This is a genomic window from Thiohalorhabdus denitrificans (genome assembly GCF_001399755.1).
GTDB classification, from domain to species: Bacteria; Pseudomonadota; Gammaproteobacteria; order Thiohalorhabdales; family Thiohalorhabdaceae; genus Thiohalorhabdus; species Thiohalorhabdus denitrificans.
The window spans coordinates 340532-356925 of the sequence record NZ_LJCP01000007.1 but is presented as its reverse complement, the minus strand read 5'-3'; the positions used below and the strand labels follow the sequence as shown (position 1 = coordinate 356925).

General features: G+C 69.3%; 13 protein-coding genes. 9 read left to right on the top strand and 4 right to left on the bottom strand.

What is annotated here, in order from left to right; all coding sequences use genetic code 11:
- Nucleotides 1–46 precede the first annotated feature (46 nt).
- From AN478_RS04900 to AN478_RS04875, 6 genes are all read left to right on the top strand, one after another.
- Entirely contained in the window at nucleotides 47–1300 is a 1254-nt protein-coding gene (locus AN478_RS04900) for a nitrous oxide reductase family maturation protein NosD (protein WP_054965494.1), read from the top strand.
- Nucleotides 1297–2235, top strand: coding sequence for an ABC transporter ATP-binding protein (locus AN478_RS04895; protein ID WP_054965493.1), 939 nt, complete (start codon nucleotides 1297–1299; stop codon nucleotides 2233–2235). Before AN478_RS04900 ends, AN478_RS04895 begins: the two co-directional genes overlap by 4 nt.
- A gap of 151 nt (nucleotides 2236–2386) precedes the next feature.
- Entirely contained in the window at nucleotides 2387–3220 is an 834-nt protein-coding gene (locus tag AN478_RS04890) for an ABC transporter permease (protein WP_054965492.1), read from the top strand.
- Between the two features lie 51 nt (nucleotides 3221–3271).
- Nucleotides 3272–3814 (top strand): nitrous oxide reductase accessory protein NosL, encoded by a 543-nt coding sequence (locus AN478_RS04885; RefSeq protein WP_054965491.1) that lies wholly within the window; start codon nucleotides 3272–3274, stop codon nucleotides 3812–3814.
- 672 nt (nucleotides 3815–4486) lie between these two features.
- Nucleotides 4487–6376, top strand: coding sequence for a phosphomethylpyrimidine synthase ThiC (thiC, locus tag AN478_RS04880; protein WP_054965490.1), 1890 nt, complete (start codon nucleotides 4487–4489; stop codon nucleotides 6374–6376).
- Between the two features lie 194 nt (nucleotides 6377–6570).
- On the top strand, nucleotides 6571–7095 hold the full coding sequence (locus tag AN478_RS04875) for a gamma-glutamylcyclotransferase (RefSeq protein ID WP_054965489.1): 525 nt from the start codon (nucleotides 6571–6573) through the stop codon (nucleotides 7093–7095).
- A gap of 13 nt (nucleotides 7096–7108) precedes the next feature.
- Here AN478_RS04875 and metE read toward each other — a convergent pair whose 3' ends face one another.
- Nucleotides 7109–9400: a 5-methyltetrahydropteroyltriglutamate--homocysteine S-methyltransferase gene (gene metE / locus AN478_RS04870; protein ID WP_054965488.1), complete on the bottom strand. Its 2292-nt coding sequence runs from the start codon at nucleotides 9398–9400 to the stop codon at nucleotides 7109–7111.
- 283 nt (nucleotides 9401–9683) lie between these two features.
- On the opposite strand from metE, the gene AN478_RS04865 reads away from it, so the two are divergent.
- Entirely contained in the window at nucleotides 9684–11063 is a 1380-nt protein-coding gene (locus AN478_RS04865) for a cytochrome ubiquinol oxidase subunit I (RefSeq protein ID WP_054965487.1), read from the top strand.
- A complete protein-coding gene (gene cydB / locus AN478_RS04860; protein ID WP_074471470.1) occupies nucleotides 11044–12069 on the top strand; it encodes a cytochrome d ubiquinol oxidase subunit II in 1026 nt (341 codons plus the stop codon). The genes AN478_RS04865 and cydB overlap by 20 nt, the downstream gene beginning before the upstream one ends.
- A gap of 64 nt (nucleotides 12070–12133) precedes the next feature.
- On the opposite strand, the gene AN478_RS04855 is transcribed toward cydB, so the two are convergent.
- The 3 genes from AN478_RS04855 to AN478_RS04845 all read right to left on the bottom strand — a co-directional run bounded on the left by AN478_RS04855 (nucleotide 12134) and on the right by AN478_RS04845 (nucleotide 14485).
- A complete protein-coding gene (locus AN478_RS04855; protein ID WP_054965486.1) occupies nucleotides 12134–13417 on the bottom strand; it encodes an NAD(P)/FAD-dependent oxidoreductase in 1284 nt (427 codons plus the stop codon).
- A gap of 90 nt (nucleotides 13418–13507) precedes the next feature.
- Complete coding sequence (locus tag AN478_RS04850; protein ID WP_054965485.1) at nucleotides 13508–13831, bottom strand: hypothetical protein; 324 nt, start codon at nucleotides 13829–13831, stop codon at nucleotides 13508–13510.
- Nucleotides 13832–13897: 66 nt separating this feature from the next.
- Complete coding sequence (locus tag AN478_RS04845; protein WP_054965484.1) at nucleotides 13898–14485, bottom strand: Tll0287-like domain-containing protein; 588 nt, start codon at nucleotides 14483–14485, stop codon at nucleotides 13898–13900.
- A gap of 392 nt (nucleotides 14486–14877) precedes the next feature.
- Between AN478_RS04845 and AN478_RS04840 the strand changes: the two genes are divergently transcribed.
- Nucleotides 14878–16203, top strand: a complete 1326-nt coding sequence (locus tag AN478_RS04840; RefSeq protein WP_054965483.1) for a sigma-54 interaction domain-containing protein — start codon at nucleotides 14878–14880, stop codon at nucleotides 16201–16203.
- Nucleotides 16204–16394 lie beyond the last annotated feature (191 nt).

The window sequence follows — 16394 nt, the reverse complement described above, 5'->3', positions numbered from 1 at the left end:
ACTGCTCTGCCGGCATGCCCTGCCCGGTTTCCACGGAGTCGAGCTATTGCATTTTCCCGCCCGGATCATCGGCCTGGTTCTGCTCGCCGCGGGTGCCGCCTGTCCCGCATGGGGCGCCGAGCTCCGGCCGCAGCCGGGGGAGGCCCTGCAGCAGGTGGTGGACCGGGCCGCGGAGGGGGACACGGTGGTGGTTCCCGAAGGCACCCACACGGTGGAGGCCCTGCGCCTCGACAAGGCCCTGACCCTCGCCGGCGAGGAGGACGCGGTGCTCGACGGCGGCGGCTCCGGCGACGTGATCCGGGTGACGGCCCCGGGCGTGACCATCCAGGGCCTGGAGATCCGCCATTCCGGCATGGACCTCAACGAGATGAACGCCGGCGTCTTCGTGGAGGGATCGGCCACCGGCACCCGCATCGAGGACTGCTTCATCGACCGTACCGCCTGGGGCATCTGGGTGGACGGCGCCGCCTCCCCGGTGATCCGGGACAACCGCATCCACGGCAACGCCGAGGTGGTCTCCCCGGATCGCGGCAACGGCGTACAGCTATGGGACGTATCCGGGGCCCTGGTCACCGGCAACGAGATCTGGGAGACGCGCGACGGCATCTACATCGAGGTCTCCCACGGCGGCAACGTGCTCCACGACAACCACCTCCACCACCTCCGCTACGGGGTCCACTACATGTACTCCCACCGCAACGAGGTGACCAACAATCGCACCCACGACACCCGGGCCGGCTACGCCCTGATGATGTCGGACAACCTGGAGGTCCACCACAACCGCTCCGCGGACGACGAGGACTACGGCCTCCTGCTCAACTACGTGAAGCAGAGCGCCATCCACCACAACCGCGTGGACCCGGGCCCGGAGAAATGCGCCTTCGTCTACAACGCCCAGTACAACGACTTCCACCACAACCGCTTCCGGGGCTGCGAGGTGGGCATCCACCTCACCGCCGGCTCCTTCCACAACCGCATCCACCAGAACGCCTTCCTGCACTCCCGCAACCAGGTGAAATACGTGGGCAACCGCGAGCAGGAGTGGTCGCGGGACGGGCGAGGCAATTACTGGAGCGACTACCTGGGCTGGGACACGGACGGCGACGGCATCGGCGACGTGCCCTACCGCCCCAACGACATGGTGGACAAGCTCATCTGGAAGTACCCCCTGGTGCGCATCCTCATGAACAGCCCGGCGGTGCAGACCCTGCGCTGGATCCAGCAGCAGTTCCCCGCCCTGCGCAGCCCCGGCGTCACCGACCGCCATCCCCTCATGGACCCGGAAGGAGTCACCCCATGAGCCGCGCGGAGCAACCGGAATCGCCGGCCGCCGAGCTGGAGGGCGTCGGCAAGCGCTTCGGGCGGGTGGAGGCGGTGCGGGCGATGGATCTGGCCATCCCCCGGGGCCGGATCCTGGGTCTGCTCGGCCACAACGCCGCCGGCAAGACCACGGTCATGAAGATGCTGCTCGGCATCCTCGCCCCCACCACCGGCCGGGTGCGGCTGCTCGGCGGCGAGCCGCGGGGGGCCGAGGGGGCCCGCATCCGCCGCCGGGTGGGCTACCTGCCGGAGAACGTGGCCTTCTACGACCAGCTCACGGGTGCCGAGGTGCTGGCCTTCTACGCCGACCTGAAGGGGGTGGACCGGCGCCGGTGCGGCCCCATGCTGGAGGAGATGGGGCTCGCCCACGCCGCCCACCGCAAGGTGCGCACCTACTCCAAGGGCATGCGCCAACGCCTGGGCCTGGCCCAGGCGCTGCTGGGCGAGCCCGACCTCCTGCTGCTCGACGAGCCGACGGTGGGCCTGGACCCCCAGGCCACCGAGGAGTTCTACGCCCGCCTGGAGGACCTGCGGGCGCGCGGCACCACCGTGATCCTCTCCTCCCACATCCTCGCCGAGATCGAGGATCGCGCCGACACCCTGGCCATCCTCGGCCGGGGGCACCTGCTGGCCCAGGGCGATCTGCGCGACCTACGCCGGCGCACTGGCCTGCAGCTCCGGATCCGCATCTCCGGCACCGGGCTGGGCGATCTCCGGGACGAGCTGACCGCCCTGACGGGCGTCGCGGCGGAAGCGGACGACACAGGGCTGACGGTGACCTGCGGCGAGGAACAGAAGCTGGCCGTGCTGCAGCGGGCAACCGCCGCCGAACACGTCACCGATGTGGACATGACCCCGCCCTCCCTGGCGGACATATACACCCATTTCGGCCTCACCGGGGAGGGCGCCGATTGATGGCCAGCTTCGCCATGCCAGCGCTCTTGTGGGAGCGGCTACCAGCCGCGACTTCCTGCGGTGGCGCATTTGTCGGGGCCGATGACCGCTCCCACGGCAACTTTGCGGGCGGTTATCGCCCCCTCCCCGACCGAACCGGATAGGAAGTGTGATGAGCCCGATTCTCGCCCTGGCCCGCAAAGAGTTCCGCGACGGCGTCCGCAACCGCTGGGTGCTGGCGGTGTCGCTCATGCTGGCGCTGCTGGCCCTGGGGCTGGCCTACTTCGGCGCCGCGCCGAGCGGCGAGGTGGGCTTCACCCCCATGGGGGTGACCATCGCCAGCCTCACCAGCCTGGCCATCTACCTGATCCCGCTGATCGCCCTGGTGCTGTGCTACGGGGCCATCGTCGGCGAGCGCGAGGCCGGCACCCTGCTTCTGCTGCTGGGACACCCGGTGCAGCGCTGGCAGATCTTCGTGGGCAAGTTCCTGGGGCAGGCGGCCGTGCTGTCCCTGTCCATCCTGCTGGGGTTCACCGTGGCCGGCGCCCTGCTGGCGATGCTGGCCCCCGAGGCCCGCGAGTCCGGCGCCTGGGGAGCCTACGTCCTGTTCGTGGCCACCTCCATCCTGCTGGCCCTGGCCTTTCAGAGCCTGGCCTACGTAGTCTCCGCGGCCGTCGCCGAGAAGACCCGCGCCGCCGGCCTGGCCCTGCTGCTGTGGCTGGTCTTCGTGCTGGTCTTCGACCTGCTCCTGCTGGGCTCGCTGGTGGCCACGGAGGGCGCCATCGGCGGCGGGGTGTTCCCCTATCTGTTGCTGCTCAACCCGGCGGACGTCTACCGCCTGCTCAACCTGACCGGCTTCGACGCCGTGGCCCTGAGCTCCGGGCTGGCCTCGGTGGTGCCCGAGGCCCTGTTCTCCCGGACGCTGCTCATCGGGGTCCTGGCCGCCTGGGCCGCCGTGCCCCTGGCCCTGGCCGCCTGGCTGTTCAACCGGGGCGAGTCCTCCTAGGACGGCGAAACCGCCCGGCGGCGCCCATCGACTTCCAGAACGAGAGAAACCATGCCCAAAGCCCCCCTACTCGCCCTGATCCTGACCCTGTTGCTCGCCGCCTGCAGCGGCGGCGGGCAGGAGACCGCAACGCCCGACCCGCAGATCCCGGACCGTTCGGCCAGCTGCGCCGTCTGCGGCATGACCGTGGTGGACTACCCCGGGCCCAAGGCCCAGCTCCACCTCAAGGGGGAGGACCGCCCCCTGCACTTCTGCTCCACGCGGGACTTCTTCGCCTTCCTGCTGGAGGAGGACAGCCCGCAGGACCACCGGATCGCCGTCATGTACGTGAACGACATGGGGAAGAGCGCCTGGGAGCGTCCGCACAAGGCGGAGGGCGCCTGGATCCCGGCTAGGGAGGCCCACTACGTGGTGGGCAGCGACCGCCGCGGCGCCATGGGCCCCACGCTGGCCTCCTTCGGTAAGCGGTCGGAGGCGGAAACCTTCGCAGCCGAGCACGGCGGCGAGGTCCTTGGATTCGCGGACATCGAGCGGGACCTGGTGGCGGAGCTGCCCGGCGGTGGCCCCCCGAAGGGTGGCCACGGAGGACACTGAGCATCGCATCCTTCGGCCTGCCGACCGACTATCAAGGTCCGCAGGAAAGCCACCCTGCTCGAGAAAACCGTGGGAGGGGTCCGCGACCCCGACCGGTTGCCTGGGCTCGCTGCCGGTCGCGGTTCCGGACCGCTCCCACAGGGCTCGCCGGCCGGCCGGGCCTTGGTCCCGATCGTCTTTGGGCCATCCGTGCCCTCCGCGTGCCCCGCGGTTGTACCTCGGTAGGGGGCCTACTTGCCTGGGAGGAAAGGCTGCGGCAACATGGGCGGCTACCACTCGGGGGAGCCGGGAAGACCGGCTGAGAGGTCCCACGGAGCCTGCCGAGAACCGTCGAGAGGAAGGCCGGCTGCAAGGCGCACACTGCGCAGCGACTGAAGCATACCTGGTCAGGTAGGTGAAGGAGCGAGCAGTGCGCAACGCCGCAGACGGCCTCCGCAACAGGTTCTCGGCAGGCTACAAGGGCGGGACGACCCTTAGAACCTGAACCGGGTAATACCGGCGCAGGAAGAGTGCGGCAACCGTTCGGCTGTGTCCTTGCGGCCCGTCCCGGGCCCTCCGTCCCCGTTCCGTACCTGCCGACTCCCTCCCGCCCCTGTGCCGTCTCGTCTCCTCCGAAATTGAATTCGCCTTCAATTTAGCCGCCGGCGCGTCCGGCCGGGGGAGGAAGCAGCGATGAGCACCGATACCGAAGTCCTGCAGCAGGACGCCGCCCGCGTGGCGGACGAGGTCCGCCGGCCCTTCGCCGGCAGCCGCAAGATCCATGTCACCGGCAGCCGTCCCGACCTGCGCGTGCCCATGCGCGAGATCGCGCAGTCGCCCACGCCCACCCAGTTCGGCGCGGAGGACAACCCGCCCATCACCGTCTACGACACCGCGGGCCCCTACACCGACCCGGACGCGGACATCGACTTGCGCCGGGGCCTGCCCGACGTGCGCGCCGGCTGGATCGCCGAACGCGGCGACAGCGAGGAGCTCGACGGCCCCACCTCCGCCTTCGGCGCCGAACGGCGCGCCGACCCGGCCACCGCCGAGCTGCGCTTCGCCCACCAGCGCACCCCGCGCCGGGCCAAGGCCGGGGCCAACGTCACCCAGATGCACTACGCCCGGCAGGGGATCGTCACCCCGGAGATGGAGTACGTGGCCATCCGGGAGAACAACCGCCTGGCGGAGATGCGGGAGGCGTACGAGGCGGCGGGGCTGCTAGCCCAGCACCCCGGCGAGGCCTTCGGCGCCCAGCTCCCGGAGGAGTTCACCCCGGAATTCGTGCGCCAGGAGGTGGCGGCCGGCCGCGCCATCATCCCCGCCAACATCAACCACCCGGAATCGGAGCCCATGGCCATCGGCCGCAACTTCCGGGTGAAGGTGAACGCCAACCTCGGCAACTCGGCGGTAACCTCCTCCATCGACGAGGAGGTGGAGAAGATGATCTGGGCCATCCGCTGGGGCGCGGACACGGTCATGGACCTGTCCACCGGCAAGCACATCCACGAGACCCGCGAGTGGATCCTGCGCAACTCGCCGGTGCCCATCGGCACGGTGCCCATGTACCAGGCCCTGGAGAAGGTGGACGGCAAGGCCGAGGAGCTCACCTGGGAGCTGTTCCGCGACACGCTCATCGAGCAGGCCGAGCAGGGCGTGGACTACTTCACCATCCACGCCGGGGTGCGCTTGCCCTACGTGCCCATGACCGCCAAGCGCAAGACCGGCATCGTCTCGCGCGGCGGCTCCATCATGGCCAAGTGGTGCCTGGCCCACCACACCGAATCCTTCCTCTACGAGCGCTTCGACGAGATCTGCGAGATCATGAAGGCCTACGACGTGGCCTTCTCGCTGGGCGACGGCCTGCGACCGGGGTCGGTGTTCGACGCCAACGACGAGGCGCAGATGGCCGAGCTGCGCACCCTCGGCGAGCTCACCGAGCGCGCCTGGGCCAACGACTGCCAGGTGATGATCGAAGGGCCGGGCCACGTGCCCATGCAACGCATCAAGGAGAACATGGAGGCGGAGCTGGCGGACTGCAGCGAGGCGCCCTTCTACACCCTGGGCCCGCTGACCACCGACATCGCCCCGGGCTACGACCACATTACCTCCGGCATCGGCGCCGCCAACATCGGCTGGTACGGCACCGCCATGCTCTGCTACGTGACGCCCAAGGAGCACCTGGGGCTGCCCAACAAGCACGACGTGCGCGAGGGCATCGTCACCTACAAGATCGCCGCCCACGCCGCGGACCTGGCCAAGGGCCTGCCCGGCGCCCAGGTGCGCGACAATGCACTAAGCAAGGCGCGCTTCGAGTTCCGCTGGGAGGACCAGTTCAACCTGGGCCTGGACCCGGACAAGGCCAAGGAATTCCACGACGAGACCCTGCCCCAGGACTCGGCCAAGGTGGCCCACTTCTGCTCCATGTGCGGCCCGCACTTCTGCTCCATGAAGATCACCCAGGAGGTGCGCGACTACGCCGCGGCCCAGGGCGTGGACAGCGAGACCGCCCTGGAGGAGGGCATGAAGGAGAAGGCCGAGGAGTTCCTGGATACGGGCGGCAAGCTCTACCACCAGCAGTAGCCCCCGCCCCTGTAGGAGCGGCCGTCCCGGACGCGACCCGCAAGCAGGCCCGCCATTCGGCGGGCCTGCTTGCGTTCGATGCCCCCAAGAAGTCCCCCTGACTGCCTACCCATGAGGGGGTAGACTACCGATCCTGGGCATTCACCAAGCGGAGGGACCTACCCCCCTCCCCAGCAGCAGCGAGGCGTTCCTTCATGTGGGTCTTCGGTTTCGGCAGCCTGGTTTGGAACCCGGGGTTCCCGTATGAGGAGGCGCAGGTAGCCACTCTCCGGGGATTCGCCCGCCGCTTTTGCGTCTACACCCACGACCACCGCGGGACCTGGGAGCACCCGGGCCTCGTCCTGGGGCTCGTCCCCGCCGAGGGCGGCGTCTGCCGGGGGCTGGGATTCCGCGTGGCCCCCGAGCGGGAGGCGGAGGTCCAGGACTACCTGGACCGGCGCGAGCTGGGGGACTCCGTGTACGAGCGGGCCTGGCTGACCGTGTCGGTGGCCGACCGGGAGGAGACCGCCCTGACCTACGTGGCCAACCCCCACCACCCCCGCTGCCGGCTCGATCTCTCCGCCTCGCAAGCCGCCACCATCGTCCGGCGGGCCAGGGGACGGTCGGGCCCCAACACCGAGTACGTGGCGAGAACCTGGGAAGGCCTGCGGGCCATCGGGGTGCGGGAAGCCCATCTGGAGGACCTGGTCGAGCACCTCGGCTTGCGGGAACGGGCCTGAAACCGGCCGGCGCTCAGCGCACGGGCTGAGGCTCCCGCATCCGGCGCGCGGCCTCCACCATGTTCTCCAGCGCCGGGCGCACCTCCCCCCAGCCCCGGGTCTTAAGGCCGCAGTCCGGGTTCACCCACAGCCGCTCGCGCGGGATGACCCGCTCGGCCTTGGCCAGCAGCTCCGCCATCTCGTCAGTGGTGGGCACGCGCGGCGAATGGATGTCGTAGACGCCGGGGCCGATCTCGTTGGGGTACTCGTACTCGCGGAACACCTCCAGCAGCTCCATCTCCGAGCGCGAGGCCTCCACCGAGATAACGTCGGCGTCCAGGGCGGCGATGGCCTCGATGATGTCGTTGAACTCGGCGTAGCACATGTGGGTGTGGATCTGGGTGGCGTCCGAGACGCCGCTGGTGGCGAGGCGGAAGCTTTCCACCGCCCAGTCCAGGTAGTCGCCCCATTCGCCGCGGCGCAGCGGCAGACCCTCGCGCAGGGCCGGCTCGTCCACCTGGATGGCGCGCAGGCCGGCGGCCTCCAGGTCGGCCACCTCGTCGCGCAGGGCGAGGGCGAGCTGCCGCGCCGTGTCCGCGCGCGGCTGGTCGTCGCGCACGAAGGACCACTGCAGCAGGGTTACCGGCCCGGTGAGCATGCCCTTCATGGGCCGGTCCGTCAGGGACTGGGCGTAGACGGACCAATCCACGGTCATGGGCTCGGGCCGGGCCACGTCGCCGTAGAGGACCGGCGGACGCACGCAGCGCGAGCCGTAGCTCTGCACCCAGCCGCCCGTGGTGAAGGCGAAGCCCTCGAGCCGCTGGCCGAAGTACTCCACCATGTCGCTGCGCTCGGGCTCGCCGTGCACCAGCACGTCCAGGCCGATCTCCTCCTGAATGCGCACGTCCTCGGCGATGGCGTCGCGCATGGCCTGGAGGTATTCCGCCTCGGATAGGCGCCCGGCCTTGAAATCCCGCCGCGCCCGGCGGATCTCCGCGGTCTGGGGAAAGGAGCCGATGGTGGTGGTGGGAAGCTCCGGCAGGTCCAGGTTGGCCCGCTGGCGCGGCCGGCGCTCGGCGTAGGGGCTGTCCCGCCGGGTCATGTCCCCGGTCAGCCCGGCGACCCGCTCGCGCACCGCGGGACTGCGGGTTCGGGCCGACCGCCGACGGGAGGCGACGGCCGCGGAACTCGCGGCCAAAGCCTCGGCGATGGCGTCCCGCCCCTCGTTCAGGGCCCGCTTCAGGGCCCCCACCTCTTCCAGCTTCTGCGCGGCGAAGGCCAGCCAGCCCTTGAGCTCCTCGTCGAGGCCGGTTTCCTCCGCCAGGTCCACGGGCACGTGCAGGAGGGAACAGGACGGCGCCACCCAGAGGCGCTCGTTCCCCAGGATCTGCTCCAGGGGCCGGAGCCGCTCCAGGGCCGCCTCCAGGTCGGTCCGCCAGATGTTGCGGCCATCGATGACGCCCGCCGAGAGGACGGCGTCGGCGGGCAGCGCCGCGGCCACCCCCTCCAGCTCCCGGACGCCACGCACGCCGTCCACGTGGAGGGCATCCACCGGGGCGGAAGGAACCAGATCGACATTGTCCCCCAGGCCGCCGAAATAGGCGGCCACCATGACCCTGGGGCCGCGACCGGTGAGCCGGTTGTAGGCGCGGGTATAGGCCGCGCGCCATGCCTCGGGCAGATCCAGCACCAGGACGGGCTCGTCCAGCTGCACCCACTCCGCGCCCTGTCCGGCGAGCCGGTCCAGGATGCGCTCGTAGGCCGGCAGGAGCCGGTCGAGCAGCGTCAGCTTGTCGAAATCGCCCCCCTTGACCTTGCCCAACCACAGCCAGGTGAGCGGCCCCACCAGAACGGGCTTGGGGTTGTAGCCCTGGTCCAGGGCCTCCCGGGTCTCGCTGAAAAGGCGCTCGGAGCTGATCTCGAAGGCCATGTCGGCGTGCAGCTCGGGGACCAGGTAGTGGTAGTTGGTGTCGAACCACTTGGTCATCTCGCAGGGCGTGGTCTCCACGCCGTCCGCGGACCGACCCCGGGCCATGCGGAAGAAGGTGTCCAGGTCCACGTTGCCGCTGACCTGCCCGAAGCGCTCCGGCACCGCGCCGAGCAGCGCGCTCATCTCCAGCATGTGGTCGTACCAGGAGAAGTCGCCCACCGGCACGTAGTCCAGACCGGCCTCCGCCTGCCGACGCCAGTGCCGGGCGCGCAGGTCGCGGCCGGTGGCCTCCAGCTCCTCCAGGCTGCTCTCACCGGCCCAGTACGCCTCCACCGCCCGTTTCATTTCCCGGTGCGCGCCGATGCGCGGGAAGCCCAGGTTGTGCGCCTTGCCCATGGTTATCTCCCGACCGTTGCCGAATCCGCACCCTCCTACCATTTGGACCCGCTACGCCCCCGCATGATCAAGCGCCACGGCCGGGACGGATCAGCGAAAGCGGCCGGAAGAGCTCCCCCCATAAAGAACAACCCGGATTGGCAAGGCGGGTCCCCCTTGCCATGGTCGGAAGCTAGCCTATCCGACCCACGGTGGGGGCCGGCCCGACCACGGGTAGACCGCCAGCCCCGGAGGGCGGGGTCCGTACGACTCCCGCTCCGGCCACAAGCGGATGGAGAGCGGCATGCTCGACGCGCTGATGCTGTCCCGCATCCAGTTCGGGTTCGTGGTCTCCTTCCACATCCTCTTCCCGGCGCTCACCATCGGCCTGGCGTGCTGGCTGGCCTTTCTGCAGGCGGCCTACTTCCGGACGCGGGAGCAGGTCTATCTGGACCTGTACTTCTTCTGGCTCAAGATCTTCGCCCTGAGCTTCGGCATGGGGGTGGTCTCGGGCATCGTCATGAGCTTCCAGTTCGGCACCAACTGGAGCCGGCTCACCGACGCCGCGGGCAACATCCTCGGCCCGCTTCTGAGCTACGAGGTGCTCACCGCCTTCTTCCTGGAGGCCACCTTCCTGGGGGTGATGCTGTTCGGCTGGCGGCGGGTGTCGCCCCGGCTGCATTTCTTCTCCACCTGCATGGTGGCCCTGGGGACCCTGATCTCGGCCTTCTGGATCCTCTCCGCCAACAGCTGGATGCACTCCCCGGCGGGCTACGCCCTGGAGGACGGGGTGTTCATGCCGGTGGACTGGTTCGAGATCGTCTTCAATCCCTCCTTCCCCTATCGGTTCGTCCACATGGTCCTGGCGGCCTTCCTCGCCACCGCCTTCTTCGTGGGCGGCGTGTCGGCGTGGTACCTGCGGCGGGGGCGGCACCGGGAGGAGTCCCTGCGCATGCTGAAACTCGCCACGGCCTTCACGGCGCTGGTGGTTCCGGCGCAGATCGTGGCGGGGGACCTGCACGGCCTGTTCGTGGTGGAGCACCAGCCGGCCAAGCTGGCGGCCATGGAGGGGCACTGGGAGACCCAGCGCGGCGCGCCGCTGGTGCTGGCGGCGTGGCCGGACGAAAAAGCGGAGGAGAACCACTACGAGGTGGCCATCCCCAAGTTGGCCAGCCTGATCCTCAAGCACGACCTGGACGGGGAGGTGACGGGGCTCAAGGCCTTCGCCCCGGAGGACCGGCCGCCCGTGCAGCCGGTGTTCTGGTCCTTCCGGATCATGGTGGCCCTGGGGGTGCTCATGCTGGTGGTGGCGTGGGGGAGCGCGTGGGCGGCGTGGCGCGGCCGGCTGGAGCGCGCGACGCGGCTGCAGCGCGCCTGGGTCCTCATGGCCCCTTCCGGTCTCGTGGCCATCCTTATGGGCTGGTACACCACCGAGATCGGGCGCCAGCCCTGGGTGATCCAGGGCCTGCTGCGCACCTCGGACGCGCACTCGGCCATCGACCCCGTGAGCGTGGCGGTGTCGCTCACGGTGTTCGTCCTGGTCTACTTCGTGGTGTTCGGCGCGGGGATCTGGTACATGCTCCGGCTCATCCGCGGCGGGATCCGGCGCCCGGCCCCCGAGGCGCCCCGCGGGGCCCCGGGTCGGCCCCTGTCCGCCTCCAACGATACCCCGGAGGAGGGCTGAGGTGATCGAGCTCCTGCCCTACATCTGGTTCGGCGTCATCGGCCTGGGCGTCATCATGTATGTCCTGCTGGACGGCTTCGTGCTGGGCATCGGCATCATCATGCCCTTCGTGGACAACGAGGACGACCGCGACCTGATGATGAACACCGCCGCCCCCATCTGGGACGGCAACGAGACCTGGCTGGTACTGGGCGGCGCGGGCCTGCTCGCGGCCTTCCCCCGGGCCTACTCTTTGGTGCTTTCGGCGCTGTATCTGCCGGTTATCCTGATGCTGATCGCCCTGATCTTCCGGGGGGTGTCCTTCGAGTTCCGCTTCAAGGCGGGGCGCTCGCGGTGGCTGTGGGGCGTGTCCTTCATGGTGGGCTCCATCGTCGCCGCCTTCGCGCAGGGGGTTATCCTGGGGGCCATCGTACGCGGCCTGCCCCTGGAGAACGGCCAGTACGCCGGCGGCCCCCTCGACTGGTTCGCCCCCTTCACGGTGATGACCGGCTTCGCCCTGGTCTGCGGCTACGCCCTGCTGGGAGCCACCTGGGTGATCCTCAAGGCCGAGAACGGGGTACAGCGGCTGGCCTTCACCTTCGCCCGGCCGCTGGCCATGCTCGTCATCATCTTCCTGGTGCTGGTGAGCGTCTGGATGCCGGTCCTGCACACCCAGGTCCTGGAGCGCTGGTTCACCTTCCCCGACGCCCTCTGGCTGGCTCCCCTGCCGATCCTGGTGGGGGTCACCTCCTGGCTGCTGTGGCGTTCCGTGCAGGAGGGGCGCGAGGTGCTGCCCTTCCTCCTGTCCCTGGCCCTGTTCGGGCTGGGCTACATCGGCCTGCTGATTGGCATCTGGCCGCATATCGTCCCGCCCGACCTGTCCATCGAGGAGGCCGCGGCCCACCCGTCGAGCCAGGGCTTCACCCTGATCGGTCTGGCCATCCTGCTTCCGGTCATCCTCGGCTACTCGGCCTGGTCCTACTGGGTGTTCCGGGGCAAGGTCACCCGCGACACGGGGTACCACTAAGGGACAAAAAAAGGCCGGCCCCGCAAGGGGGCCGGCCGCCGGGTGGTCCCAACGCGGGCCGGGCTCAGCCGGTCTCCTTGTCCTTGAGCCGGTTAATGCCCAGGGCCTTCAGCATGTATTTCTCGTAGATGGGCTCGGTGGTGCCCTTTTTCACCTTGCGCAGGAAGTACTTCTCGAAGGCGATCTTGGCCCAGTGCACCCACTTGCCCTCCTTGAACCAGGACACGTTGCGCGGCGGAATCTGCGGCATGGCCACGAACGCCGCGCCGGTGTCGCCAAGGTCCGCCAGGCAGATGGCGTTCCAGGTGCCCCGGGCGTCCGCCGTGCCGCCCTCCAGCTCCGCCTGGATGTTGTTCACGATGGCGCTGACCATGGACTCGATCATGTAGCCGGTCTTGGGCGCGCCGGTGGGCACCGGAGTCTGCTCCACGGGCGGGATGGCGATGCAGACGCCGGCGGAGAAGATGTTGGAATAGACGGGGCTGCGCTGGTGCTCGTCCACCTTGACGAAGCCCTTGGGGTTGCAGAGGTCGGGAACCTCGGCCACCGGGTCCACGCCCAGGAAGGACGGCAACATCATGGAGTAGTTGAACGGCAGCTCGTGCTCCTTTTTGAGCTCGCCGTTTTCGTCGTGCTCCGCCACGTGCATGGTGCCGTCTTCCACCTTGGTCACGCTGGCGTTGGTGATCCAGCTGATGTGCCGCTGGCGCATCTCGTGCTCCAGCATGCCCTTGGAGTCGCCCACCCCGCCCAGGCCCAGGTGGCCGATGTAGGGCTCGCTCGTGACGAAGGTGATGGGCACCTGGTCCCGGATCTTGCGCTTGGCCAGGTCGCGGTGGAGGATGGCGGCGAACTCGTAGGCCGGGCCGAAGCAGCTCGCCCCCTGCACCGCGCCCACCACCGCCGGACCGGGGTTCTCCACGAACTCCTGGTAGGTCCGCCAGGCCTGCTCGGCGTGGTCGATGGTGCACACGGACTGGGTGTAGCCGTTGGGGCCCAGGCCCTCGATGGCCCCGAAGTTGAGCTTGGGGCCGGTGGTGATCACCAGGTAGTCGTAATCGACGGTCTGGCCGTCGGCGAGCTGCAGCCGGTTGCTGTCCGCCTCGATCCGGTCCACCCGCTGGGGAATGAAGCCGATGCCGTGCTTTTCCAGGTACGGCCGCATGGGGAAGGTGATGCCCTCCCGGTCCCGCCAGCCCACCGCCGCCCAGGGGTTGGAGGGCACGAACTGGAAGTAGTCGGTGGCGTTGATAAGGGTGACCTCGTGCTCCTTGCCGAGCGCCTCCCGCATCTCGTAGGCCGCGGGCAGACCGCCCGTCCCCGCGCCCAGAATGACGATATGGGCCATGGTGCTTCCCCTCTTGCCGCGTGATCCGTGTGGTGGTTACAGATTAGACCCTACTAATCACCCCTGCGTTTGATTCGGGTCAACCAAGACTCATTCGGGCCTTCCGGGCGGAGCCCCGCTCAGCACCAGCATCCAAAGCAGCCCCCCGAGCAGCAGGATCCAGGCCGGCCCCGGCCCCAGCAGGAGCCTGGGGAGGGGCCGGGCGGGAACGAAGTCCAGCGCATGGGCGAAACCGGCCGCCAGCCCCCAGAGGATCACCAGCCAGGGCAGGACCACGCCCACCCCGCCCCGCGCCATCGAGGACCACGGCGCCGCCAGCCCAACCAGGACCACCGCCACCACCAGGGAAACGGACACCAGGCGGGGCAGCCAGCCGTAGAAGAAGCTCGGGGAATCCGGTCGCCGCCCGGTCATGGGCTCCTCCCTTGGGGGCCGTTCGTACTGCCTCCGAACGGCCCGTTGGCACGCATCGCTACCGGGTCACTCCTCCACCGGCTGCTTGATGCTGAAAGCGCCCCGCAGGTCCCCGGGCTGGAAACCGGTGGCCCGGTCGTGGGGGTAGCGCTCCTGCAGGGTCTCGCGCACCGTCGGGTCCAGCTGGTCCTCGGGGCCGTGGCAGGCGACGCACATCTCCTGGGTGGGAATGGCCTGCATGTAGCGGTAGAACTTGCCCTCCGGCTCGTTCACCACCTCGCCGTAGCCCATCCCTTTCAGGGACTCGCCCTCCTCGGCCCGGCTCTCGAACTCCTTCAGAACCTCCTGCTCCCAGGGGTCCGGCATGCCCAGGAGGGGGTTGCGGAAATCGTTGGAGACGCGGGTCACCTGCCAGCCGCGCTCGCGGGACAGGCGGGCCGTGATCCGGGGCGCCTTCTGCGTGCACACCTTGACGGCCTCGGGCGGTCCCCCTTCCTTCATGGCCTGCTTGAGCTCCCCGCCGAGCTCCTTCATGAGGGCGCTCGCCGCCTCCTTGGCGGCCTGCTCGCGCTCGGGCATCTCCTCCGCCGCCCACGCCGGCAGCGCGGCGAGCAGACCGGCTACCAGAAATCCGCCTGGAATCGTCGATTTCATTGCCACCTCCTCGTGAACGGTCCCGTGACGATACCCGGCAGGACCGGCCTTCCGCCCTCCGGCTTCCCGGCGGAATTTCCACCGAAAACCCCAGGGTCCCTTATTGAGCATCGGCCATCTGGTTTCCCGGGGTCAAACCCACCGTTGGCGAAGGCCATGACCCGGACAAGCCCTTGAGCCGACCGAGGAATTGGCAACTCCCGTGCCACCTTGGAAGCTTGGTGGGGGCACGATCCCGGTACACGGAATAGTCCCTGCCCGCGGGTCGCGGTGCCGTCTTGCCCGCCACCGGACGCGGCCCCCCCACCACCAGAACCCGTGCCCTGCCTGCCATTGGCGGCAAAAACCGGGTAGAATTCATGCCAAATTTGGCACCCCACCGGACCAATAGCATGAAGGCACCCGCCCGTAGCGCCTCCCCGGAACCGGCCGACCTGCTTAACGCCTTCCGGCAACCGGCCATCCTGCTCGACCGGCACTACCGCATCGTTGCCGCCAACCCGGCGTACCAGGGGATCTACGGCGAGGGGGAGCCCCTTGCCCAACGCCACTGTTACGAGGTGTCCCACGGCTATTCCCGCCCCTGCGACGAAACGGGGGAGGAGTGCCCCCTGAAATCGAGCCTGGAACGGGACGCGCCCAGCCGGGTCCTGCACATCCACCACACCCCCGCCGGAAAGGAGCACGTGGATGTGGAGGTCCATCCCCTCCGGAACGGGTCGGGAGAGGTCACCCATTTCCTGGAGGTCCTCCATCAGGCCCGGACCGCCTCACCCCGCGAGGACGGACCGGGCCTGGTGGGACGTTCCCCGGCCTTCAACCACATGGTGGAGCTGGTGGAGCGGGTAGCCCCCGCCGAGACCGCCGTTCTGCTGCTGGGGGAATCGGGAACCGGGAAGGAGCTGGTGGCCAAGGCGGTGCATGAGGGGAGCCGCCGCTCCGGCGGCCCCTTCGTGCCGGTGGAGTGCTCCGGGCTCACCGAAAGCCTGTTCGAGTCGGAGCTGTTCGGGCACGTGAAAGGCGCCTTCACCGGCGCCCATCACCAGAAGACGGGGCTGGTGGAAGCGGCCCACCAGGGCACCCTGTTCCTCGACGAGGTGGGCGACATCCCCCTTTCCATGCAAGTGAAGCTTCTTCGCCTGCTTGAGACCCGGACCTTTCGCCCCGTTGGAGGGGTGGAGCCAAGAAAGACCGATTTTCGGCTGGTGTGCGCCACCCACCGGAACCTGGAGGAGATGGTGGCCGAGGGAAGCTTCCGGGCCGACCTCTTCTACCGGCTCAGCCCCTTCCCCATCCCCTTGCCCCCGCTGCGCGAGCGACCCGAGGATATCCCCCTTTTGGCCGATGCCCTGCTCCGCCGCATGGAGCAGGGGCGGGGCCATACCCTTAGCGAAACGGCCGTATCCTGTCTGCAGGCCTACGCCTTCCCCGGCAATGTGCGCGAGCTGCGCAACCTCCTGGAACGGGCGACCATCCTCGCCGATGGGGCGGCCCTGCTTCCCGAGCACTTTCCGGGCGTCTGCGGCCGGGGGCTTCCGGGGGGTCGAGGCGAACCCTGGCCCCACGAAATCCTGCCCCTCGACGAGGTGGAGCACCGCTACCTGCGCTGGGCCCTGGCCCGCGCCGGAAACGATCGCAAGGAGCTCGCGGCGCGCCTGGGGATCAGCGAGCGCACCCTCTACCGCAAGCTCAGGGCCGCCCGGAGGGGTGAGGCCTGAGTCCCCCACGGTGTCGGCTCGCTCCCCGGCCGGTGCCAAGGATGGCAGTGCCCGCCCGTCCGAACGACACCCGCTCCCGCCCAACCCGGCGTGCCTCCCGGTAAGCGGCCCCGCGCCGCACGGGCCCATGCGCCGATTCCGGGGCATGGGCCCTTTCAGCCTATTTCTGGCAAGGAGATTGCTAGAGGGGT

Bases quoted from the DNA above. Each gene is read 5' to 3' on its own strand.
- AN478_RS04850 (WP_054965485.1), bottom strand. From the start codon at position 13,831: ATGACCGGGCGGCGACCGGATTCCCCGAGCTTCTTCTACGGCTGGCTG.
- AN478_RS04855 (WP_054965486.1), bottom strand. From the start codon at position 13,417: ATGGCCCATATCGTCATTCTGGGCGCGGGGACGGGCGGTCTGCCCGCG.
- thiC (WP_054965490.1), top strand. From the start codon at position 4,487: ATGAGCACCGATACCGAAGTCCTGCAGCAGGACGCCGCCCGCGTGGCG.
- AN478_RS04885 (WP_054965491.1), top strand. From the start codon at position 3,272: ATGCCCAAAGCCCCCCTACTCGCCCTGATCCTGACCCTGTTGCTCGCC.
- AN478_RS04845 (WP_054965484.1), bottom strand. From the start codon at position 14,485: ATGAAATCGACGATTCCAGGCGGATTTCTGGTAGCCGGTCTGCTCGCC.
- metE (WP_054965488.1), bottom strand. From the start codon at position 9,400: ATGGGCAAGGCGCACAACCTGGGCTTCCCGCGCATCGGCGCGCACCGG.
- AN478_RS04875 (WP_054965489.1), top strand. From the start codon at position 6,571: ATGTGGGTCTTCGGTTTCGGCAGCCTGGTTTGGAACCCGGGGTTCCCG.
- AN478_RS04890 (WP_054965492.1), top strand. From the start codon at position 2,387: ATGAGCCCGATTCTCGCCCTGGCCCGCAAAGAGTTCCGCGACGGCGTC.
- AN478_RS04840 (WP_054965483.1), top strand. From the start codon at position 14,878: ATGAAGGCACCCGCCCGTAGCGCCTCCCCGGAACCGGCCGACCTGCTT.
- AN478_RS04895 (WP_054965493.1), top strand. From the start codon at position 1,297: ATGAGCCGCGCGGAGCAACCGGAATCGCCGGCCGCCGAGCTGGAGGGC.
- AN478_RS04865 (WP_054965487.1), top strand. From the start codon at position 9,684: ATGCTCGACGCGCTGATGCTGTCCCGCATCCAGTTCGGGTTCGTGGTC.